The sequence below is a fragment of the Archangium sp. genome (assembly GCF_045802675.1).
Taxonomy (GTDB): Bacteria; Myxococcota; Myxococcia; order Myxococcales; family Myxococcaceae; genus Archangium.
Window position 1 is genome coordinate 1 of the sequence record NZ_JBJMQO010000038.1, and the last position, 21978, is coordinate 21978.

Sequence of the window (21978 nt, forward strand, 5' to 3'; positions counted from 1 at the left end):
CCAAGCCGCGCCTCGAGGTCGCGCGACATTTCCTCCGGCAGGTCCCAGGACCCGCACACGGCCTCGCGGATGGGGAGCAGCGGAATGCGCTTCAGCTCGGGGAGGGCCAGGGGGATGAGCCGGGTGAGGAGCTGTGCCTGAGTCGTCTGGAGCCCGTCGAAGAAGACCTCCATGGCGGACCAGAACGCGTCCTTGCGCGGGTCCTCCTGAGCCGGTGTCTCGGGCAGGGCGAAGGCGGGGAGCTCCTTCGGGGTCGGCCTGCGGTCGTCCAGATGGATGACGGGAGCTGGCTCCTCGCGCTCTTTCATGGGGGCCCATGCTAGCGCGAGGCCCACCCGCCGTGTCGGCCTCCGCAACGTGCGGCGTAGACCTCAGGGGGGATTGAAGGTACCTGCCCTCCATTGTTCCAACGTTCTCTCCGCGGAGAAGCCCACCAGACCATCAACGTGTTGAGCGATTTCGGTAAGCACCCGTTCTCCCTCGTCTGGTGCGAACTCCAACACCGAGCCAGCAGCCCAACAACGGGTTCCCGGATCTGGATCATCGAGCAATTTCAGTAACTGGCGCTGCGCTTCGCTACCTCTTGCCCGCAGCTCCCCGCGAGCCGCCACGAGAAGATCGTACATGCGGTTTGCCTCCTTCGGCTTGCCCGCATGAATCACGCGCCATCTCTCGGCGGACAGGGTTCTGACCTTTTCGATCAACTCTTCCGTCGGGAGCTTCTTGATCTGCGCCTTCTTCATGGAATGACTCCGAACCGCTTCAGGATCATCAAACCAAAAATGCGCTGTTCTTCATAAGATCTCGTGCGGAGCCATTCGCGCACGACCATTCCCCCCGTGTCGTCGGACCTTGTCGAGTAGTACGCGCTTATCGCATCATGCTTGGCCTTATCTACGGCGATCACATTTTCCGTGTTGTGAATGGCCTCTGGACCAAAGCGCTCCACGTTGGGCTTCCGCTGTTCGACGATGTGGTGCCATGCCTTGTCCTCGCCAGCAGAGCCCATCGCACGCTTGAACGCGTCAAAGGATTTGAATGCGCGATGAAGGGGCTTACTCCCCTCCGGCTTCACGCCCGCTCCGCTCGAGGAGCGTCCTCCGCCTCCGTTCCACGCAGTCATGGACACGGCGTTGACTGGCAGCACAATGCGGAGCGCGCCCTCGTTCACGGAAACAATGGCCCGCTCGGCGCCGATTGCCGCATCCATCAGACGCAGGCCGGTTTTCATCTCGACCGTACGTGAGGCTTGCCCGAAGCCCGGCAACTTCGGCCCCTTCGATACGAGCGCCGCCGTTTCACCAATAGCAGCCGTCGCCACCATGACGAGAATTCGCACGCTATTGGGGCCGATGACTCTTCCGAACCTTTCAGCAACCTCCCGCAGCTCCGCGAAGCTCGAGGCTTGCGGCGCGTCTTCGTAGAGCTGCGCATAGGCTCGCAGGAGGTCGAAGAACTCCCATCCAAGGTAGCCCCACATGAGCACGGAGAACGCGAGGGCCGCGCCTTTTGTCACCGGCTCCGGCCAACGTACAACGGGGGGCACGAGGCGGACACCCGCAGCGGAACCTGGAGCCAAAACACCGCCAGCGTAGCCGAAAGATCGGAGTCACCGACCTGCACTGGCTGAAAGTCCGTGGGCAGGATGGAGAAGACGGCTTCGGCTTCCACTTCCCACGTTTCGGGCGAGTCGTCCGGAATGGGCTGGCGGTAGCGATATGCCGAGCCTCCGCCCATGGACCCGCCCGTGGCGCACGCTGTCACCAGCATCAACCCCGAGAGGGCTAGCGCCCCCCACGCGCAAGGGCTTCCATGAGGCCACGCGGAGAGAATTGACGAGATGCTTGAACATTGCCGCACCTTTTCCGGATGTAATGATTATGACCTCTTGGTGCGAGACCCGCGTCTCAGTCCCGGTTGCGCAGGAGCGATTCAGGGCGCACGGCGGACGGGTTGCGCCAGTCGGCGAGCCGCTCGGCCAGATCCTCGTCCCCCTCCTCCCGGGCCCGGGCGAGGAAGGCCTCGTACACGTCCTCGCGCACGTAGACATAGTCCCGATCCAACCGCACGGGCCCGGGCAGGCCCTCCTGCGTGGGCGCGTAGGCCATCCACTCGCCATCGCGCACGCCCCACACGAGCCTCCCGATCCGGGTGCGATCCAATCCCGGCTCGGGGGCCCAGGCCATGGCCTCGTGGCCGGTGACATGGTCGTAGAGGAAGTTCATGCCCTGGTGCGCGATGAGCAGCCCGGGCAGGGGCTGGGGGATGCGCGAGATGAGCGCGCGATAGCGGCCGTACGGAGGCGTCGCGCCCGGCTCGAAACCGAAGCGAGCCAGAGGCAGGAGCGCCAGCGTCACGAGCGCCACGGCCCCGAGGCGGAGCTGGAGCCCCGGCCGCGCGGAAGGCAGGGCGAGCAGCACCAGGGGCGCGGCGAGCAATGGCGCGAGGAGCGAGATGCGGTAGCCGAGATCGAGCACGTCCCTGCGCCAGAGGGGGAACAGGCACACCGCGAGCGGGAGCACGAGCCCCATCACGAGCGGGCGTGACTCCCTGCGCCGCCAGAGGAGCACGGCCCCGCACACGAGCCCGAGCCACGAGGCGCCCAGCTCCACCTGCTGGGGCAGCCAGGTGTGGCGGAGCGCGAAGTACGGGAAGGGCGGAGGCACACCGGGGGACAGGTCGAGCTGCGAGGAGACGCGCTCCAGGTCCTTCGGGTGCAGCAGGTTGGGCAACACGGTGGTGAGCACCGCGAAGGAGGCCACGCACAGCACGCCCATGAGGACGAGGGGCCACTTGCGCTCGGGAGCCGCCCCACGCCCGCGCAGCACGAGTCCCAGCCCCGCCCCCACCGCCCCCAACCCGAGCAACGAGGCCCCGAGCCGGTGCGCCGTAGCGGCGAGCAACACCGCCACCAGGCCCCCGAGCATCGCCCCCCACCCGCGCCGGCCGGACACGACCCAGGCGAGCACGACGAGGAGCGGAGCCACGGCCCCGAGCGTCTTCGGAAAGTCCCCGGCGAGGTGCGTGAGCGTCGGAGACGCCGCGGCCCAGGCCGCCAACCCAAAGGCCGCGGGATACCCCCGCCCGAGCGCCAACCCCGCGAACCACGCGGCCGGGACACACAGCGCGGCGAGCAGCGCGCTCACGGCCTTCACGCCCACGGGCCCACCCAAGACGGCGCAGCCCAGGGCAATCACCCGGAGCACCCAGCTCGCGTCGCGGACGTGGAAGCGTCCCTCGGCGAGCCAGTGCTCCACCTGGACCACGTAGTAGTAGCCGTCGGTACCGGGGGGTTCGGGACTCTCCAGCAGCAGCGACAGCCGGACGAGGAACGCACCCACGGTGAGCGCCGCCACCACCGCGGCGGCGCTCCAGCTCCTCGACTCAGGAGGTCGGGAGGTCAATCTTGAAGCCCGAGCGCTCGAGCATCTGCTTGAACTCGCCCTTGGCGATCGCCTTGATGTAGGCGTCGTTGGGCTCGCACAGCTTCTTCTTCACCAGATCCAGCAGGGCGTCGTTGAGCGTCTGCATGCCGATGCCGCGCGACGTCTGCATGATGGAGGGAATCTGGAACGTCTTGCCCTCGCGGATGAGGTTGGCCACCGAGTTGGTGCACAGGAGCACTTCCTGCGCGGGCACGCGGCCTCCGCCGATCTTCTTCACCAGCATCTGCGAGATGACGCCCTTGAGGGACTCGGAGAGCATCATGCGGATCTGCTCCTGCCGGTCCGCGGGGAACTGGTCGATGATGCGGTCCACCGTCGAGGGCGCCGTGTTGGTGTGCAGCGTTCCGAAGACGAGGTGGCCCGTTTCGGCCGTTTCAATCGCGATGGCGATCGTCTCGAGGTCTCGCATTTCGCCCACGAGCACGATGTCCGGGTCCTCGCGGAGCGCGGCGCGCAGGGCGTTCTTGAAGCCATGCGTGTGGACGTGCACCTCGCGCTGGTTGACCAGGCACTTCTTGTTCGGGTGCACGAACTCGATCGGGTCCTCGATCGTGATGATGTGGTCCTCGCGATTGCGATTGATGTAGTCGATCATCGCGGCGAGGGTCGTGGACTTACCCGAGCCCGTGGGGCCCGTGACGAGCACCAGGCCCTTGCTCAGGAAGCACAGGTCGAGGATGTGCTTGGAGAGCCCCATTTCCTCGGCGGTCATGATCTTCGTGGGGATCTGCCGCATCACCGAGCCGATGCCCTTGCGATCCTCGAAGACGTTGACGCGGAAGCGGGCACGATCGGTCTCGTGGGCGAAGTCCGTGTCGCGCGTCTCCTCCCACTGCTTCTTGTTCTTCTCCGGCGCGATGCTCCAGAGCATGGCCTTGAGGCGATCGGACGTGAGGGGCCGGTAGTCCTCCTGCGGCTGCATGTCACCGTCGATGCGCAGCATGGGGACCACCTGGCTCGACAGGTGGAGGTCCGAGGCCTTCTTGTCGAGCATGCGATTCAACAGCGTAAGCAGGGCCTGCCCCGCGTCCGAGTCCGGCCCGTCCTGGGGCGGAAGCACCTCGATGGAGGACTTCGCCTCGACGGCGGCGGGAGCGGCCGGGGCCTTGGCGGCGGCAGCGGGCGCGCGGGCGGCGGCGGGAGCGGCCGCGGGCGTCCGGGCCGGGGCGGCGGGCGCGGCGGAGACAAAGGCCCCACCGGTACCGCGAGCCGCCATGTCCATCATGTCGGACGGGGAGGCCAGCTCCAGCTTCTCCTCCCCGGACGAGGGAGGCAGTTCCAGCGCTTCCCGGGCGGACGGCGCCGCCGCGACGGTGTTCACCGCCGTCTGCGAGGGCGAGGCCTTGGAGGGCACCAGCGCCACCTTCATGTGGCCGCCGACGTACTGCACCTTCACCTGCACCGCGCCGGAGGGAGCGGAGTACGCGAAGGTGGAGACCCCCTCGGCGGGGAAGCTGCCGCGCATGTCCGCGGGCAGGATCTCCGAGAGCGCGCCGATGATCTGCTGTGAGTTGAGCCCTGCCTTCACCATGGGCACGTTGCCCGAGGCGGTACGCAGGGTGATGCCGCTGCCGGTCTCCAACATGATGGCGACACCGGCTTCCTTGTAGAGCTTCTCGATGAAGGCGTCGAACCGAGCCATGGCTTCTCAGCGGCGAAGGGTTTCCACGTAGGCCACGTGGCGTTTGTTGATGAGAGCGACCCGCTCCCCCTCCAACAAGGGGAAGAACGGAGGCGCGCTGTTGTTGAGGTAGTCGGTGAGGCGCGAGTGGGCCTCGGGCAGCACGTACGTGATGAGCCCGCGCAGCTTGGTGCCGTCCACCATCGTCACCTCCACCTCGTGCTCGGTGGGGATGGTGAACTGGTCCACGGCGTTGGGCTCTATCTCGGCGGCCACGCGCACCAGGGCGAGGTTCTCGCACCGCACGAACGTCATGGCGTTCGTCCCCGCGTCGATCGCGGGGATGAATTGCGAGCCGCTGTTGTTGAGCAGATCCGAGAGCCGCTCGCCACCGGAATACCCGGCAGCGGCTTCGGCGAGGAAAACGAGCACGTCACGCGAGGAGCCGCCGGGCAGCACGAACTGGGCCGCTACGCGTCGCTTGGGAACGGAGAGGGATTCCAGCATAGGGGGGTCAGGGCTGTGCGTTGTTTAGCACATCCGCCGACGCCCCCCAGAATCCCGACGCGGGGTGAGCACGTCTCCCACCCCCCGTGTCAGCTCACAGACGCAGGCCGACCTGGAGCCGGTACGTCACGCCAGAGAGCGGTAGGGAGCCCACCGGGAGAGGGGCCGAGCGGATGGGCTCCTCCTCGGCGTTTTCGGGGGGCGTGGGCGCGAGCGCGTCGAAGCGGGCGTCGGGCCGGAAGCCGTACCCCACCCCGAGGTCCACGACGAAGGCGGAGCTGGCCGCGTCGCCCTGCCGGGTGGGGATGAGCAGCGACACGCCCAGCAGCGCCGTGGCGGAGAGCTGCCCGGTGCGCTGGTTCAGCGCGGCGAGCTCCAGCTTCAGCCAGTCGTGGCCCACCAGCACCTGGGCATAGGGCTCGAAGGACGTCCCCACGCGCACGCGGTACGCGGCCCCGGCCTCCACGCCCACCAACCCCAGCCTCGCGGTGGTCACCTGGTGCAGCGGCGCGGAGGTGCCCCCGGTGAGGAAGCCCCCCTCCACCTCGAGCCGCCCCGTGGGCAGGAGGAAGGAGTAGCCGGCCCCCACGCGGAACAGCGGCAGGTGATCGTTCTCGTCCACCAGATCATAGGCATGCGCGGTGCTGACCTGGCCGGCGTAGCCCAGGCGCAGCGTGAGCGGCACGCGGGCCGAGGCCACCACGGGCGAGAGCACGGCGGCCAGCAGCAGGACGGCGCGGACAGCGGGAAGGTGTCTCATGATCAGGGGCCCTCCGAGGCGCGGGCGAGCTCGTCCGCGAGGGTGAAGTAGCGCACGCGCTCCGCGGCGCCGCGCTCGAGCCGGTCCGCGGGAATCAGGGTGACGTCGCCCAGGGTGGGCTCGGCGTGCTGGGCGGCGAGCAGGCCGCTCGCGGGCAGGTAGTGCAGCGCGGTGATGGGGGCGTCCAGGGTGACCTGGTCGATGGCGAGCGTCTCCACGTCCAGGCGCGCGAGGACGGGCTGGCCCTGGGGCGCGAAGTACAGCCGGCCCCGGTCCGCGTCCATCACGTCCGCTCCAATGGCGCGCGACACGGGGATGGGGCTGATGCGCACGCGCAGGCGGGTGTCCTCCTCGCGCACCGTCACCACGGAGAGCGCGGCGCCGCCGGTGGAGCCCACGCTGGGGTGGCGGAACACGGCCGCGCCGAGCGCGTCACTGAAGCGCACCGCGTCGAAGCCGGCGCTGAGCAGCACCGTGCCGTTCTTGCCGGAGACGACGTCCCAGGCCACCACCGTGCGAAGCTTGCCCTCGTAGAACAGCGTGCGTCCGTCCGAGAGCACGTGGGCCTTCGTCAGGGGCGCGCCCAGCGGCAACCGGGGCCCGTCCTGGAGGCCCCGCGCGTCGAGCACCCTCGCCTCCTGGCTGCCGGCGTAGACGGCCAGCACCGAGCGCTCCGAGGCCGGGGCCGCCTCGGGTGGAAGCTCCAGGTCGCTGAGCCCCGTGCCCCCGGCGAGGAAGTTCACCGAGGCGAGCAGCTCGTCTCCCTCCTGGGCCAGCTCCACCGCGAAGACGTCGTCCATGCTGGAGAGCCGCAGGAAGAGCACGTCCCCGCCGCGCGAGAAGAGCGCCTCCTGCACGGACACCTCGGGCTGCGTCTCCGACAGGCGCGTGGGGATGCGCTTCGGGGCCCGCCGTGGGTGCTTCGCATCGAGCACCACCACGCCCCGGTCCAGGGTGATGACCACGTACTGCCGGTCCTCGTGCGGCGGGGCGAAGACGACCGAGCGCGGCGCGAGGCTCTCCGTGCCCAGCGTCAGCCGCGTCACCGAGCGCGCCTCGGCATCCACCACCGCCACCTCGTTGAGGTTGCGCGCCACCACGTCCGGGCCCAGGCTCGCGGTGCTGTAGGTGAGCAGGCCGTAGCGGCTGTCGTCGCTGAAGGTCAGGGTGTCATAGGCCCCCGGCAGCTCCAGCGTCCGCACGTCCCCGCTGTCCACCGAGACGAGCTGCAGCACCGGGTGGCGCTGATCTCCAGCCAGCACCGCCACCTGCTCGCCCTGGAGGCGCACCGCCCTGCGCGCCCCATCCGAGATGGGAAGCCCCTGGGACTTCCCGCCCGGGCGCACCGCCACCACCCGCTGCGTCTGCGGCACCACCGAGACGAGCGCCTCGCCCGTGGTGAGCAGCGGCAGGGGCTCGAGCTTGCGGGTGTAGAGGTCTCCGCGTCCGCCACACCCGGCCGCGAGCAACAGCACCGCGGGCAGCCACCGTCGAACGATTCTCATGGGTTCACTCGATCCGCGAGTTGAGGGTGAAGCCGGTCACGGTGCGGATCTGGCTGTCGTCGAGGTTGACGAAGCTGATGCGCCCGGCCGGATGGAGCTGGGACACGAAGATGCGGTGGCGCGTCTCCCCGGCGTCGCCGGAGAAGCCCCCCGCGAAGGCCGGCGGCGAGGCCAGCGAGACGGAGCGGGACACGAGCGTCGACAGGTCCACCGCGTCCACGCCGTAGCGGCGCTCGGTGTCACTGCGCAGCGTCACTCCGGCGAAGCCGCCGCTGGAGGAGAAGGCGAGCTGCGCGGGCTCCAGCGCCCCGGTGCGGCGCAGCTGGAGGTAGCCAGTGGCGAGGTCGAGCACCGAATAGCCCCGGTCCGCGTCCACGGCGCGCTCGTACGGGTCTGTCGCCGGGGAGTCGGGCTGGGGCTTGTGGACGATGACCGCCGTGCGTCCGTCCGCCGAGAGGGCCACGCGCTCCACGCGCTTCTCCAGCGGGTAGCGGGTAACGGTGCCCGCGGGGAAGTCCACCCGCGTCAGCGACTCGTCATTGAGGACCGTGGTGTACACCAGTGCGAAGCGCGCCCCACCCGCTCGCGGTGGCAGCACCACCTGGCCCACCGAGGCCCCCGGCACATCGAGCAGCTGGATGCCCGAGGGGTCCTCGAGGTCTCCGGGCAGCTCGATGAGGGCGAGCTGGCTCGCGGTGCGCAGCGCGGCCACGGCGCCCGAGCCATCGGGGAGCAGATCCACGTCCGTGGCCACCTCGGGCAGCGTCGCGGTGCGGAAGGCCGTGCCATCGAAGGACGCCAGCAGCGGCGCGGTGGTGGAGCGCAGCAGGACGCGCCAGGCATCCGGCGTGGCCACCACCTCGCGCGAGGCGACGTCCTGCGACATGGCCTCCGGCAGGGGGATGCGCAACGGCAGCGGCTGCTCGCGCGGAGCCGTGAGGTCCATCACCGTCACCGTGCTCTTGGCGAAGACGTAGGCGCGCGTGGCCACCCCACCCTCCAGCCGGAAGAGCACGTCCGTGACGCGGAAGCCGGCGGAGCGCTCGAGCACCGTGCGCTCGGCGGGCTCACCGCGACGCACCGCGCGCAGGTCCACCAGCGACACCACGCCCTCGGCGCCGGAGCCGGGAGGCGCGGAGGGATCCGGCCAGGCCAGGGCGTACGCGCCATCCGCGGACACACTCAGGCGCCCGTAACGGCGGCCGAGCGGAACGCGCAGCACATGCGACGGCAGCGTGTTCGAGTCCACCACGGACAGCGAGGCCTCCACGGAGGACAGCGTCACCGCCGAGTCCTCGCCGGGCACCACGGCCACGTCCACGGGCGAGGCCCCCACCGGAATGGCCTCCAACGTGAGCGTGCGAGGGTCGATGCGCGTGAGGCTGTTGGCGCTCGGGGAGAGCACGTAGACGTAGCTCTTGCTGGCCAGCGGCGGGCGCTCGCTCGACTCGTCCTGTTCGTCCTCGGGCGGGACGCAGGCGGACCGCGTACAGGTGTAGCCGGCCGGGCAGTCCGCGGCCGTCGTGCAGACGGCGGGCGCGCCTCCACCACCTGAGTCACCGGGCGCACCGCTTCCGTCGCCCGTGCCTCCCTCGAATGCATCAGAAGAGGCACAGCCGGCGGCTCCGAGCGCCAGCAGGGTCAGGGTCATCCATCGGGAAAGGACTCGCGACATCGTGGCTCCAGGGGGAAAGGGCCAGCGGCGGGGGGCGTAGCATTTTGGATGCCCGGCACCTACCCCGTGTCTTCGCGGGTTTACGTGGCGCCATAGCCGGGGAAATCTGACACCCCCGTCAGAGATGGCGCGACTTGCGTGTCAGGGTGTCTCTGACTGGAGGGCAGGTGCGGGCGGGCCTCCAGGCGCTCGGCACCGTGCACATCTTCCTGGGGCCGCAGGTGCATGCCGGGAGGCCCGCTCATGGCTGGCGAGGAGCAGAAGGTCCGCCGTTCACATCGTTCCACCGCCCCTCGGGAGCGCTACGGGCCCCTGCTGTGGACGCTGCTGGGACTCGGGGTATTGGCGGTGGTGCTCTTCGTGCCCCAGGTCAACGGGAAGCTGATGGGGGCGCTGCGCTACACGTGGCGGCACTTCTTCTTCTTCACGTGGCTCGGGCTGTGCGCGCTGCTGCCGAGTGCCCTCGCCGTCGCGCACCGCATGCGCAACAACCGGCGCTACGTGGGCGCCCGCCAGGAGATGCTGCGCTGGTACCTCGTCGCCGCGCGCCACTACGCGAGCACCCGGGGCCGCTACGAGACGGCCCGCATCTTCACCGCCGGCCTCGACAAGGAGGTGGTGGCGCAGAACCAGCCCAGCGTCCTCATGCTGCTGTGCGGTGGAGCGGCGCTCGCCCTGCCCTTCCTGCTCGTGGCCACGCTGTCGGCGACGTACATGTTCCCGGACGTCGTCAACGAGCCGTCCCTGCGCCAGGCCGTGACGGGGGACTTCAAGGAGGGGCTGCGCGGGCTCGTCTTCGCGGGCTACGGCGTCTACGTCTACACGCTGCTGCTCATCATCCACCGCATCCAGGCGATGGCCCTCTCCTCCGAGTTCCTCTTCGGCACCACCCTGCGCGCCCTCATCACCCTGGTGCTGGGCTTCGTGGCCGGGCAGGTGCAACTCCTCCAGGCCGTGGGCACGGACAATCAGGCCGGCTTCCTCTACTTCGTCCTGGGCGCCTTCCCGAGCTGGGCCCTCCAGGCGCTGCGCCGCCGGGTGCTGTCCATCTTCCAGCCCACCGTGCCCAGCCAGGAGGCGCTGTCGCTCGAGTACGTGGACGGCATCAACGACCGCATCGCCGAGCGGCTCGAGGAGCTGGGCATCTCGGACATCCAGCACCTGGCCACCACGGATCCGGGCGAGCTGACGCTGCGCACGCTCTACCCGCTCGCGCGCACGCTCGACTGGGTGGACCAGGCCATCCTCATCACCTGTCTGCGGGACAAGATCGGCCAGGCGCGGCTGACGGGGGTGCGCGGGGCCATCGACATGCGCGAGGTCTTCCAGGAGGCCCGCTGGCGCACCGAGGACGGCACCCAGGCCACCGCGCTTCACGCGGGCGAGCGCGCACGGACCCTCTTGCAGGACCTGGCCACCCGGAGCGGCCTCACGCTGGAGGCCCTCTACAACATCGGAGCCCGGCTCTCGTCGGACTACCCGGTGGACTTCCTCGCGTACCTGCGCAACCGCGGCAGTCTGGCCTGGCCGTTGCCCGCGCTGATGGAGGCCATTGGCCGGGCCCTGGAGGACAGCGGCCTGCGCACCGGCGCCGAGCCCGGCCCCGACGGCGTCCCCATCGGTCCCTTCGAGCCCCAGCGGCTGGAGGCACCCGAGGTCCAGAAGCACTTCGGAGCTCGGCTCGCCGAGGAGCTGCGGCCGATGTCCCTGGAGTGGACGGGGAGCTTCGAGGAGCTGCGGGACGCGAACAGCTACGAGGAGCTCTACGACCTCCTGCTGGCGCGCATCGGCATGAGGCCGCACGAGCCGTCGCAGCCCCTCGTCCCCTCGCCTCCCGGGCGCCGCTCCAGGCTGCCGCGCTGGCTGCAGCGGGCGCATTGAGCACGTGCGGGCGTATCGAGGGCGGGGGCTTTATCTGTGATTGCACGGGCGGCGGTGATCGCTCATCTTCCGCCGCCATGAAGACGTTCCGTTCCATCAACCCCGAGCTCCTGCCCAAGCACTTCGAAGCCGAGAGCGTCGAGAAGCGACTCGATGACCGGTGGGAGGCCGAGGGCATCCACCGCTTCGATCCTTCTCGCTCGCGCGAGGAGACCTTCGTCGTCGACACGCCGCCGCCGACGGTGTCGGGCTCGCTGCACGTGGGCCACATCTTCAGCTACACGCACGCGGACGTGATCGTCCGGCAGCAGCGGATGCTCGGCAAGAACATCTTCTACCCCATGGGCTGGGACGACAACGGCCTGCCCACCGAGCGCCGGGTGCAGAACTACTTCAACGTCCGCGTGGACGTGCGCACCCCGTACGAGCCCGGTCTGCGCATGGAGCAGGTCTCGGCCGACGCTTCCAAGCAGCCGCCGCGCATGGTGTCGCGCCCCAACTTCATCGAGCTGTGCCACCAGGTGACGCAGCAGGACGAGGTGGCCTTCAAGGCGCTGTGGCGGCGCATCGGCCTGTCGGTGGACTGGAACGAGGAGTACGCCACCATCAACGACCACAGCCGCAAGCTGGCGCAGCTGTCCTTCCTGGACCTGTACGCCAAGGGCCACGCGTACTCGGTGAAGGCGCCGACGATGTGGGACGTGGATTTCCAGACGGCCGTGGCCCAGGCCGAGGTCGAGGACCGTCCGCAGGCGGGCGCGTTCCACGACATCGAGTTCGGCGTGGAGGGCTCGGACGTGCGCTTCACCATCGCCACCACGCGGCCGGAGCTGCTGGCCGCCTGCGTGGGCGTCACCGCTCACCCCGACGACGAGCGCTACAAGGGCCTGTTCGGCAAGCGTGCCATCACCCCGCTCTTCCGCGTCCCGGTGCCCATCTTCCCGAGCGAGCTCGCCGACCCCACCAAGGGCACGGGCATCCTGATGGTGTGCACCTTCGGTGACGCCACGGACGTGCTGTGGTGGCGCCAGCAGAAGCTGCCGCTGCGGCAGATCATCGGGCGCAACGGGCGGCTGATGCCCGTGACGTTCGGAGCGCCGGACTGGGAGAGCCTGGAGGCCTCGGCCGCGAATGGCTTCTACGCGGGCCTGCAGGGCAAGTCGGTGAAGCAGGCGCGCACGGCCATGGTGGAGCTGCTCCGGCGCGAGGACGCCGCCGCGAAGCCGGGCCAGGGCGTTCCCCTCCAGGGCGAGCCCAAGCCCATCCAGCGCGACGTGAAGTTCTTCGAGAAGGGAGATCAGCCGCTCGAGTTCATCTCCACGCGCCAGTGGTTCGTGCGGCTGATGGACAAGAAGGAGCAGATGCTGAGCTTCGGCGACAAGGTGCGGTGGCACCCCGAGCACATGGGCTCGCGCTTCCGCAACTGGACGGAGAACCTACAGCTCGACTGGTGCATCAGCCGCCAGCGCTACTTCGGCGTGCAGTTCCCCGTGTGGTACCGGCTCGACGCCGAGGGGAACCCCGACTACGACAAGCCCCTCCTCGCCCCGGCCGAGCGCCTGCCGGTGGATCCGACGGTGGACGTGCCGCCGGGCTACGACGCCTCGCAGCGGGACAAGCCCAACGGCTTCACGGCCGAGTCGGATGTGTATGACACCTGGTTCACCAGCTCGCTGACGCCGCAGATCGCCTCGCGCTGGGAGCTGGACCTGAAGCGCCACCGCCAGCTGTTCCCCGGCGACATCCGGCCGCAGAGCCACGAAATCATCCGGACGTGGGCCTTCTACACCATCGCCAAGGCGATGCTGCACGAGGAGACCATTCCCTGGAGCCACGTGCTCATCTCCGGTTGGATTCTCGATCCGGACCGCAAGAAGATGTCGAAGAGCAAGGGCAACGTCATCACGCCCATGCATCTCATCGAGAACTACGGCGCGGACGCGGTGCGCTACTGGGCGGCCTCGGCGCGGCTGGGCACGGACACGGCCTTCGACGAGAAGGTATTCAAGGTCGGCAAGCGGCTGGTGACGAAGCTCTTCAACGCGGGCAAGTACGTGTTGAGCCAGACGGCGCAGGAGCACCCCATCACCCACGAGCTGGACCGGGCCTTCGTGGCGAAGCTGGCGAGCGTGGTGGAGGCGGCGACGGCGTCCTACAAGGACTTCGAGTTCGCGCCGGCACTGGCGAACACGGAGAGCTTCTTCTGGTCGAGCTTCACGGACACGTACCTGGAGCTGGTGAAGGCACGGGCGCGCGGAGAGGGCTCGGGAGGCGAGGAGGCGCGGGGCTCGGCGGTGGCGGCGCTGCGGCTGGGGCTGAACGTGCTGTTGCGGCTGTTCGCGCCGGTGCTGCCCTACATCACCGAGGAGGTGTGGGGCTGGGCCTTCGTCGAGGAGACGGGGCACAAGAGCATCCACCGCGCGCCGTGGCCGGACGCGAGGACGTTCGAGGGCATCGCGAAGCCGGAGAACGCGGCCTCGTTCCAGCTCGCCGAGGGAGCGCAGCAGGCGATCAACAAGCGCAAGAGCGAGTCGGGCGCGGGCGTGGGCCGGGCGGTGACGCGGATGAAGCTCGCGGGCAACGCGGCGACGCTGGCGGGCTTCGAGCGGGTACGGGAGGACGTGCTGTCCGCGACCCGTTGCCAGAGCGCGGAGCTGGTGGAGAAGGCGGACCTGGCCGACGGCACGTTCGAGATCGTCGAGTTCGAGCTGGCGCCCGCCGCGGAGAAGGAGAAGGCCCCGGAGCCCACCGAGGGCTGAGGACCGTGGCGTAGAAGCGGGGCTGGCCAGGGAGACTCTTGGCCAGCCCTACTGGGCCTTGTACGACTTTTAGAGCGCGACGAGCGACGCCACGGCCCGATGTCTCGCGTGCTCGGCCCAGCCCTGGGGCGTGGCATTGAAGGACGTGTCGAGCGCCGCGCGGTCAGCGCCCCGGTCGAGGAGGAGCGACGCGACCTCGGCGTGCCCGCGCAGCGCGGCCCAGTGGAGCGGCGTCGCGGAGTGATCGAACGGCGGCCGTGCGTTCACGCTGGCTTCCCGGTCGAGGAGCCAGGCCGCCGCGTCCCGGTTGCCGCCGAAGCTCGCGAAGATCAGCGCGAGGCCCAGGATGTCGGCGTGCGAGGCGGGGCGGTCGCGCACCACGCTGTAGTGGACCAGGGCATGCGCATCCGGCGCGAGCGTCCCGTCGTCGCGCACGAACCGCGCCATCAGGTCGATGCGGCCGAGCCCCGCCGCGGTCACGAGGTCATACCGGGCGCCGTGCTCGACGAGGAAGCGCGCCGCCTCGGCTTCGCCGTAGTAGAGCGCGCCCACGAGCGGCCCACCGTTGCGGAAGTCGATGTTGGCGCCGCGTGCGAGCAGCAACTCGAGCAGCGGCCGCTGGTGGCCAGCGCGGCGGGCGGCGTCGCTGGTTGCCACCAGGCCGAGCGTGCTCCACCCGATGTCATCGGGCTGCGCGGGCCCTGGCCGCGTGGCGGCGTCGACCTCGGCTCCGAGCTCGAGGATGAGCCGGGCGAGCCCCGTCGTCTTCGCCGGCAGTGGCCGGATGAACGGATTGCCAGCGACGTGGTGCAACAACGTCACCTCGTGGAAGTAGCCGCGGTAGTGGCCCTCGGCCGACGTCACGCGCGCATGCGCCAACGAGGGTTCAGCGCGCAGCAACCGCTCGAGGGCCCCGGCATCTCCCGCGTAGAACACATCCAGCGCCGCTTCGAGCTCCGCCATGGGGGCGAAACGCTAACATGGCTCGCCCAATGGCCACTCCAGCCTGGACCCATCGCACGGCGGTCGTCTTCATTCCTCCCGCCGAGGTCTGGCCGCCCATCCAGGCCATCCGCCGCGCGCATGATCGCCAGGTCCAGCGCTGGATGCCCCATGTCACCCTGCTCTACCCCTTCGCGCCCCGCTACGAGCTGCCCAAGCTGCTCCCCGCGCTCGAGGCCGCCTGCGCCGCGCTGAGCCCCTTCGAGGCGACCCTCGCCTCGTTCCACGTCTTCCAGCACCGCTCCGACCGGAGCACCCTCTGGCTCGCCCCCGAGCCTCGCGAGGCCTTCGCCCGCGTCCAGGCCGCGCTCCAGGCCGCTGCCCCGGATTACGCCCATACCTCGCGCTTCTCGGGTGGCTTCACCCCGCACCTCAGCGTGGGCCAGTCCGGCGGCGCCGAACAGGTCGCGGCGCTCCAGGCCCGGCTGAGCGAGACGTGGACTCCGCTGGTGTTCCAAGCAACGGAGATCTGCCTCATCGCTCGCGAGGGCAATGGTCCCTTCGAGGTGGTCCGCACCCTTCGGTTCGGCGCCGAACACCCGCCGGGCTGAGCCGCGACAACTCGCCGCAGGGCAATGGCCCGCCCTGGCCGTAGAGTGTCCCCGTCATGTGGAAGTCCTCCCTCGCCGCCGTCCTGTCCGTGGCCTCCCTCGTCCTCCCCACGGAGGGGCTCGCCTGCGCGTCCTGCGCGTGTGGCGATCCGACCCTCACCACCATGGGAAACGAGCAGCCTTTCGCCGGGCGCCTGCGGCTCGCCTCCCAGGTGCGCGCCTGGGGCCTGACGACCGGACAGGAGGCCGTGGACGCCGTCGCCCTGCGCGAGCTGCGCATGGACCTCTCGGTCGCCTACGCCCCCCTCCCCTGGCTCTTCCTGTCGGCCACGCTGCCCCTCCAGACGCGCTCGGTGCAGCAGGTCAGCCTCTCGCGCGAGACGGCGTGGGGAATCGGGGACATGGAGGTCGGCGCCAAGGTCTTCGTCTTCCGCGATCGCGACTTCTCGCCGGACCATCTCATCGGCGTCTTCGCCGGAGCCCGGCTTCCCACTTCCCCCTCGGTGCATGACGCGGAGGGCGTCCCCCTGTCGCTCGATGCCCAGCTCGGCACCGGCTCCGTGGACCCCATCCTGGGCCTCTCCTATTCGACCTTCCGCGCCGATTGGTCCTTCCTCGCCAGCGCCACCGGCTACCTCCCCACGCGTGGCCGCGAGGGCTTCCGCGCCGGCGCCTCCCTTCGCACCTCCCTGGCCGCTCAATACCAGCCGAGCTCCAGGTGGGCCCTGCGCCTCGCCGTGGACGGCCGTCTCGAGGGCCCCAGCGATACCCTCGGCGTCCGGGACCCCGAGGGCAGCGGCTTCCTCGCCTTCGTCTCCCCCGACATCCTCTTCAGCCCCGCCTCGGATGTGGTGCTGGAGCTCGGGGTGCGCGTGCCCGTGCTCAACCTCCTGCAAGGCCACGTGCTGCAGACCCCCATCCTCCAGGCCACCGTCGCGTACGACTTATGAAGCACCTCCCCGCCCTCGTCCTGCTGGCTCTCTGCGCGTGCGGCTCGCGCGAGGAGGGCATCCGGTTGCACCTCTCGCTCCAGCTCCGTCCCTCCCGGGAGGTCCAGACGGAAGGCGCCACACGCCAGTTCACCACCGCCCAGGGCGAGCAGCTCACCCTGACGCGAGCCCACGTCACCCTGAGCAGCGTGGAAATCTTCCCCTGCCAGACGAGCAGTGCATGGCGGTGGCTGCGAATGCTCTCCCCCATCGGCACGGCCGAGGCCCATGAGGCCGGCAGCCCGCGGCGGCTGGGCATTCCGCACGTGAGCGGGCTGGAGCTCGCGGACGGAGAGTCGCTCGCGCTGGGCACGCTGGAGCCACCTCCGGGCAGCTATTGCCGGGCGCGGCTCGTCTTCGCTCCAGCGGACGAGGACGCCGAGGGCCTGGCCCCCGGAATGGACATGGAGGGCAAGACGCTGCTGCTGGAGGGGCAGCTCGTGCCCGAGGGCGGAGGACCCGTGCGGACCTTCCACCTGGAGACCGCCAGCCTCACCAACGCCGAGGTGTGGCTGGAGGGGCTCTCGCTCACCCCGGAGGCGCTGGAGGCGAGCCGCACCGTCCACCTGGCCTATGACACGTGGCTGGACGGAGTGGACCCCGCGTCGCCCGGCGCCGCCGAGCAGGCGCTGCGCAACGTGGCCCGCTCCGCCACCATCGGACCCTGAGCCCCCGGTAGTGCGGGCTCAGCGCAGCTCGGTGCGCTCGAACACACGGGCGCCGAGCCCCAGCGCGCCCCACGAGCCCACCAGCGCCACGGCGAGCGCGACGAGCGCCAGCACGGGCACCGACGCATCGAACCAGAGCAGGTTCGGCCCCAGGGCGATCAGGTCGCGCAGCCGCTCACGGCCCTCGTACACGTCGGGGCGGTAGAGCAGCAGCACGGTGGGGATCATCGGGAGCATCCACAGCGCGAACGCGATGAGGAGTCCCTGGAACGCATCGCGCACCCGGAGCAGCGGGACGACGAGCACGGAGAGCAGGAGCACCGACTCGGCCGTGAGGATCAGCCCGGAGCCGATGGCGCCCGCCACGCTGACGGTGGCGCCCTCCCCGGTGAAGGGCCGCACGAGCAGCCCCATGGCCAGGGACATGCCGGCGCCCACGGCCCAGGTGGCGAGCAGGATGGGCGCGACTCGGGCCACCAGGAAGGCCCGGCGGGAGATGGGCTTGCTGAGCAGCAGCTCCAGGGAGCGGTTCTCGCGAGGCTCGACGAGCGCCCGCATCAGCGAGGTGGCCCCGAAGAAGAAGGTCAGCACGGAGACGGCGGTGTACTCGTTCAGCAGGACGACGGCACCGAGCCCGCGAATCAGGAACGCGCGCTCCATGAAGGCATTGACCGCGGCGGGCAGGAGCGGAATGAGCACGGCCGTGAAGGCGACGATGCCAAGGCCCACGAGCAGGAACACGAGGAGCCCCCAGCCGATGGCATGGCGGGCCTCGAGGAGGCGGTAGCGGTGAAGAGTGGCCTGCATGGGAGTCACACCTCCAGGTGGCGCACCCGCAGGGCGCCGAGGGCGAGCACGGCCACGTTCATCCCCAGCAGGATGGCGATGGGTGTCAGCACGTGTCCGGGGCGCAGATCCTCCACGTGGCCGAGCACGGAGATGCCCTGGGTGATGGGGTTGAGGAGGGACAGCCCACTCCACGCCGGGTTGTAGAAGCCGATGAAGGCCATGCCCACGAACAGGCTGAGTACCAGCAGGCTCACGAGCGCCGCCAGCGAGCGCCGCTGGACGAGCACGGCCACGAGGGCGCTGAAGCAGACGGCGAAGAACGCGGCGAAGAGGTGCACGGACATCGAGGCGAAGAAGAGCCCCGGGCGGAACCCCGGCAGACTCCGGAGGAGCAGGGGCGCGGCCACCAGGTGCGCGCCGATGTAGAGCATCGCCATGACGGCGCAGGCCGACAGCGTGCGCACCAGGTAATAGGCGGCGGGCGACACGGGCTTGGACAGCAGCACCGACAGCTGTCCCGTCTCGCGCTCGCGGATGAGCAGGCTTCCCGCGAGCACGACCCCGAGGATGTTGATGAGCTTGTTCATCACCAGATCCGTCCAGATGAACAGGAACAGGATGGACGGGTCCGACGTCGAGAACCACCCCTGCAGGGCCGACACCACGTGCGCGGGAGGCTTCGCGGCGATGAAGGGCATGGCGATGACGCCGTAGGCCACCATGCCCGCGGCCAACCACGTCTTCCGCTCGCCGAGCGTGGCGCGCACGTCGAGCCAGAGGAAGCGCGCCCTCATGCGGCCCTCCGCGCGAGCGACAGGTAGAGCTCGTCCATGTTCGCCGAGCGGTGCTCGCTCTTGAGCGCCTCGATGGGCCCGAAGGCGACGAGCCGCCCCTGGTGCAGCGCCGCGACGCGCCGGCACAGCGTCTCGATGTCCGACAGGATGTGGCTGGAGAAGAGCACGGTGACGCCGCGCTCGGAGGACAGGCGGCGCAGGTGCTCGAGCAGCTCGTGGCGGCCGAGCGGATCCAACCCCGAGGTGGGCTCGTCCAGCAGGAGGATGCGCGGCTCGTTGATGAGGGCCTGGGCGAGCCCCACCTTCTGCGTCATGCCGGTGGAGAAGCCACCCAGCTTCCGTTCCGCCGCGTCCGTCAGCCCGAAGAGCTGGAGCAGCGATTGGATGCGCGCCTCGGCGACGCTGGCGTCGAGGTCGAACATGGCGCCGACGTAGTGGAGGAACTGGCGCGCCGTCATGTGGCCCGGGAGCGCGTAGCTCGCGGGGAGGAAGCCGCACTGGCGGCGCACCTCGAGGCTCTCGCGCACCACGTCGTGGCCGAGCACCCGGGCACTGCCCGAGGTGGGCCGCGTCAGCCCGAGCAGCATCCGCAGCGTGGTCGTCTTCCCCGCGCCGTTGTGCCCCATGAAGCCGAAAATCTCTCCGGGCTCCACGTGGAAGCTCACTCCGTCCACGGCCCGCACCGGACCGTAGACGCGGGTGAGCCGATCTATCTCGATGGCATGCATGGCCTTGCCTCCTGGAGTCGTTACAAGGGAATCGCCAGCACGAGGTCGCGCTGGAGGTCGCCGCCGAGGGGGAACATCGTCTCGCCCACCTCGGTGAAGCCCCAGCGCGCGTAGAAGGCGCGGGCGCGGAAGTTCCGCTCCCAGACGCCCAGCCAGAGCACGTCATGGCCTCGGGCGCGGGCCTCGTCCAGGCAGCGTTGCATGAGCGCCGCACCCACGCCAGCTCCCTGGAAGGGCCTGTCCACGTACAGCCGCGCGACATGGAGGGGCCGGCGGCCGGGGACACCGGGCTCGGGCTTCACCTCCTCGAGCAGGGCGAAGCCCGCGGGAGTCCCCCCCGCCTCCGCGATCAGGAAGGTGCGATGGGGCTCCCGCAGCTCCCGCTCCTGGAGCGCGGGCGAATAACTCGCGGCCAGATAGGCCGCCATGTCCTCGGGCCGGTTGTCGGCGGCGAAGGTCTCCCGGAAGGTGCGCTCGCCCAGCTCGGCGAGGAGGGCGGCATCGGAGGGAGTGGCGATCCGGAGGGTGAGGTCGAGCGCGCGGCGCGATCCGGAGACGGTCATGGGCACGGGCGAGAATACCCGTCCCATGACTCGCGCACCTCACTGGCGAGGCGCGTCGTCCTTGAGGCCCGGCGCGGTGGCCGGCTGCCCGGCGGGCGGCTTCACCGCGAAGGGGCTCGGGGGCGGCTTGCGGGCGAAGGGATCCGCCTGGGAGAGCAGCCGGGACGAGGCCTGCCGCGCCCAGGTGGAGAGCTCGCCCGGCTCCACCACGGCGGAGCTCCGGCCCAGGAGCTTCCGGGTGCGGAGCTCCACGAGCCGCACCTCCGCCGCGAACCGTCCCGAGGCGAGCGGGCTCAGGCGCAGGTGCAGCAGCCGGGAGGCCCCGGAGAGCCCGGGCGCCGCCAGGAGACAGCGCGGGTCCTTCTCGCAGCCCTCGCCCCGGGACTTGAGGTAGCCGCCCAGCTCCACATAGGGCGTCTCGAGCTCGAGGCCGAGCTTCCGCCCCGTCTCGGTGGCCACCTTCTCCAGGGTGGAAGCCGCGGCGGTGGACACGACCGCCAGGGACGACGCGGACGGGGACGGCGGAGCGGGCGGAGCCGCCGGGCCGGGTTCAGCCGAGAGCAGAAGCAACGTGAGCGCGGTGATCAGCATGAGTGCCCTCCCCTACCAACCATAGCTCGCGAGGAAGCCGAGCGTCGGCCCGCCGCCCAGCGTGGTCCGGGCCTGGTAGCCGGCCTGGGCGCCGACGAGGATGGAATCGGTGAGCTGGTAGTGCACGCGGTAGAGCAGCCGCACGCCGACGGGGCCCGAGGGCACGTTCGTCACCTGCACGGCGGCGCTCATGGGGAAGCGCCGCACGGTGTCCCAGGCGAGCCGGACCGTCCCCGAGCCTCCGAGTCCCGCCGTGTACTCGCCCTCGAGCTCCGCGCGGGCGCCCGCGGGCTGGCCGATGCGCAGCTTGCCGCCGAAGCCCGCCGCGAAGCCGCCCGCGTTGCCGCCGAGCACCAGGCGCAGGCCGAGGCCGAAGTACGGGCTGAAGCCCACGTCCAGCTCGGAGAAGCCGTAGTCGAGACCGGGGCGCAGCTCGGGCAGGGCGCCCCCGGCCGGAGCCTCCATGTCGAAGGGAGGCGTGTGCGAGCGCAGGTGGCCCACGCCGATGCGGATGGAGTCGATCCGCAGGCCGCCCACCTCGGTGAACAGGCGGTAGAGATAGTCCGCCTCCAGCCGGTAGTAGTGGTCCGAGTAGCGCGTGCCGTTGATGACGGTCGCGCCATAGTTCACGTACTCGCCGAAGGCACTCACGCGCGAGCGCCGCTGGCCATACACCTCCATGAGCGACTCGCGCTCCAGCGTGTACGGAGTCACCTGGATGAGCACGGGATACGGGGACGCGGCGCTGGCGAAGCGCACCGACTCCACGCCGTCGGTATCGCGGACGGTGAGGTAGTACTCCATGGGCACGCGCTGCTCGGGCGCCACGGGAATGACGGCGGCATAGGTGCCATCGGAGCTGAGCTCGAAGTCCTTGTCGTGGAAGTCCGTCTCACCGGCGGTGCGGTAGTGGGCGACGAGCGCCCCGAGGCGCCAGGCCGGAGCCACCTCGGAGCGGAGCACCAGGTCCTCGCCCGCGGAGACCTGCGCGACGGGGACGTGCCGCACCTCGAGGGGCTCGGCGGGTGCGGCGGGCTGGGTGGCGCTGGCCGGCGGCGTGGCGCTGGCCGGCGGCGGAGTGGTACTGGCCGGCTGCGGCGGAGCGGCGAGCAGCGCGAGGAGGCAGGTGGCGGTGGAAAGGGTCATCAT

General features: G+C 70.2%; 21 protein-coding genes. 5 read left to right on the forward strand and 16 right to left on the reverse strand.

Annotated features, from left to right (window positions below):
* From ACJ8AN_RS10940 to ACJ8AN_RS10980, 9 genes are all read right to left on the reverse strand, one after another.
* On the reverse strand, window positions 1-308 hold a 308-nt coding region (locus ACJ8AN_RS10940; protein ID WP_407755233.1), incomplete at its 3' end, for a hypothetical protein.
* A gap of 63 nt (window positions 309-371) precedes the next feature.
* Window positions 372-743 (reverse strand): DUF2019 domain-containing protein, encoded by a 372-nt coding sequence (locus tag ACJ8AN_RS10945; RefSeq protein WP_407755234.1) that lies wholly within the window; start codon window positions 741-743, stop codon window positions 372-374.
* Window positions 740-1516, reverse strand: a complete 777-nt coding sequence (locus ACJ8AN_RS10950) for a hypothetical protein (protein ID WP_407755235.1) — start codon at window positions 1514-1516, stop codon at window positions 740-742. The genes ACJ8AN_RS10945 and ACJ8AN_RS10950 overlap by 4 nt, the downstream gene beginning before the upstream one ends.
* Window positions 1517-1907: 391 nt before the next feature.
* On the reverse strand, window positions 1908-3356 hold the full coding sequence (locus ACJ8AN_RS10955; protein WP_407755236.1) for a hypothetical protein: 1449 nt from the start codon (window positions 3354-3356) through the stop codon (window positions 1908-1910).
* Window positions 3357-3384: 28 nt separating this feature from the next.
* On the reverse strand, window positions 3385-5088 hold the full coding sequence (locus ACJ8AN_RS10960; RefSeq protein WP_407755237.1) for a type IV pilus twitching motility protein PilT: 1704 nt from the start codon (window positions 5086-5088) through the stop codon (window positions 3385-3387).
* A gap of 6 nt (window positions 5089-5094) precedes the next feature.
* A complete protein-coding gene (locus tag ACJ8AN_RS10965; protein WP_407755238.1) occupies window positions 5095-5574 on the reverse strand; it encodes a hypothetical protein in 480 nt (159 codons plus the stop codon).
* Between the two features lie 94 nt (window positions 5575-5668).
* Window positions 5669-6334 (reverse strand): outer membrane beta-barrel protein, encoded by a 666-nt coding sequence (locus ACJ8AN_RS10970; RefSeq protein WP_407755239.1) that lies wholly within the window; start codon window positions 6332-6334, stop codon window positions 5669-5671.
* A gap of 2 nt (window positions 6335-6336) precedes the next feature.
* The gene (locus ACJ8AN_RS10975; protein WP_407755240.1) at window positions 6337-7839 is read right to left on the reverse strand and encodes a hypothetical protein; all 1503 of its coding nucleotides are present in this window, start codon (window positions 7837-7839) and stop codon (window positions 6337-6339) included.
* A 4-nt stretch (window positions 7840-7843) separates the two neighbouring features.
* On the reverse strand, window positions 7844-9490 hold the full coding sequence (locus ACJ8AN_RS10980; RefSeq protein ID WP_407755241.1) for a YncE family protein: 1647 nt from the start codon (window positions 9488-9490) through the stop codon (window positions 7844-7846).
* 267 nt (window positions 9491-9757) lie between these two features.
* Between ACJ8AN_RS10980 and ACJ8AN_RS10985 the strand changes: the two genes are divergently transcribed.
* Together ACJ8AN_RS10985 and valS are read left to right on the forward strand one after the other, a co-directional pair.
* Entirely contained in the window at window positions 9758-11395 is a 1638-nt protein-coding gene (locus tag ACJ8AN_RS10985; RefSeq protein WP_407755242.1) for a hypothetical protein, read from the forward strand.
* Between the two features lie 77 nt (window positions 11396-11472).
* On the forward strand, window positions 11473-14154 hold the full coding sequence (valS, locus tag ACJ8AN_RS10990) for a valine--tRNA ligase (protein WP_407755243.1): 2682 nt from the start codon (window positions 11473-11475) through the stop codon (window positions 14152-14154).
* A gap of 69 nt (window positions 14155-14223) precedes the next feature.
* Here valS and ACJ8AN_RS10995 read toward each other — a convergent pair whose 3' ends face one another.
* The gene (locus ACJ8AN_RS10995) at window positions 14224-15117 is read right to left on the reverse strand and encodes an ankyrin repeat domain-containing protein (protein WP_407755244.1); all 894 of its coding nucleotides are present in this window, start codon (window positions 15115-15117) and stop codon (window positions 14224-14226) included.
* Window positions 15118-15134: 17 nt separating this feature from the next.
* Between ACJ8AN_RS10995 and ACJ8AN_RS11000 the strand changes: the two genes are divergently transcribed.
* Genes ACJ8AN_RS11000 through ACJ8AN_RS11010 form a run of 3 tightly spaced genes read left to right on the forward strand, consistent with a single transcriptional unit; the run spans window position 15135 to window position 17364 of the window.
* Entirely contained in the window at window positions 15135-15707 is a 573-nt protein-coding gene (locus ACJ8AN_RS11000; RefSeq protein WP_407755245.1) for a 2'-5' RNA ligase family protein, read from the forward strand.
* A 56-nt stretch (window positions 15708-15763) separates the two neighbouring features.
* Window positions 15764-16657: a transporter gene (locus tag ACJ8AN_RS11005; protein ID WP_407755246.1), complete on the forward strand. Its 894-nt coding sequence runs from the start codon at window positions 15764-15766 to the stop codon at window positions 16655-16657.
* A complete protein-coding gene (locus tag ACJ8AN_RS11010; protein WP_407755247.1) occupies window positions 16654-17364 on the forward strand; it encodes a hypothetical protein in 711 nt (236 codons plus the stop codon). Before ACJ8AN_RS11005 ends, ACJ8AN_RS11010 begins: the two co-directional genes overlap by 4 nt.
* A gap of 18 nt (window positions 17365-17382) precedes the next feature.
* Here ACJ8AN_RS11010 and ACJ8AN_RS11015 read toward each other — a convergent pair whose 3' ends face one another.
* The 6 genes from ACJ8AN_RS11015 to ACJ8AN_RS11040 are packed head-to-tail and all read right to left on the reverse strand — an operon-like array spanning window position 17383 to window position 21978.
* Window positions 17383-18171 (reverse strand): hypothetical protein, encoded by a 789-nt coding sequence (locus ACJ8AN_RS11015; RefSeq protein ID WP_407755248.1) that lies wholly within the window; start codon window positions 18169-18171, stop codon window positions 17383-17385.
* A gap of 5 nt (window positions 18172-18176) precedes the next feature.
* A complete protein-coding gene (locus ACJ8AN_RS11020; protein WP_407755249.1) occupies window positions 18177-18947 on the reverse strand; it encodes an ABC transporter permease subunit in 771 nt (256 codons plus the stop codon).
* Window positions 18944-19675 carry an ABC transporter ATP-binding protein gene (locus tag ACJ8AN_RS11025; RefSeq protein ID WP_407755250.1) on the reverse strand — a complete coding sequence of 244 codons (732 nt, stop codon included), beginning with the start codon at window positions 19673-19675 and terminating at the stop codon, window positions 18944-18946. The genes ACJ8AN_RS11020 and ACJ8AN_RS11025 overlap by 4 nt, the downstream gene beginning before the upstream one ends.
* Before the next feature lie 20 nt (window positions 19676-19695).
* Window positions 19696-20265 (reverse strand): N-acetyltransferase family protein, encoded by a 570-nt coding sequence (locus tag ACJ8AN_RS11030; protein ID WP_407755251.1) that lies wholly within the window; start codon window positions 20263-20265, stop codon window positions 19696-19698.
* A 12-nt stretch (window positions 20266-20277) separates the two neighbouring features.
* Window positions 20278-20829 (reverse strand): hypothetical protein, encoded by a 552-nt coding sequence (locus ACJ8AN_RS11035; protein WP_407755252.1) that lies wholly within the window; start codon window positions 20827-20829, stop codon window positions 20278-20280.
* Window positions 20830-20841: 12 nt separating this feature from the next.
* A complete protein-coding gene (locus ACJ8AN_RS11040; protein ID WP_407755253.1) occupies window positions 20842-21978 on the reverse strand; it encodes a hypothetical protein in 1137 nt (378 codons plus the stop codon).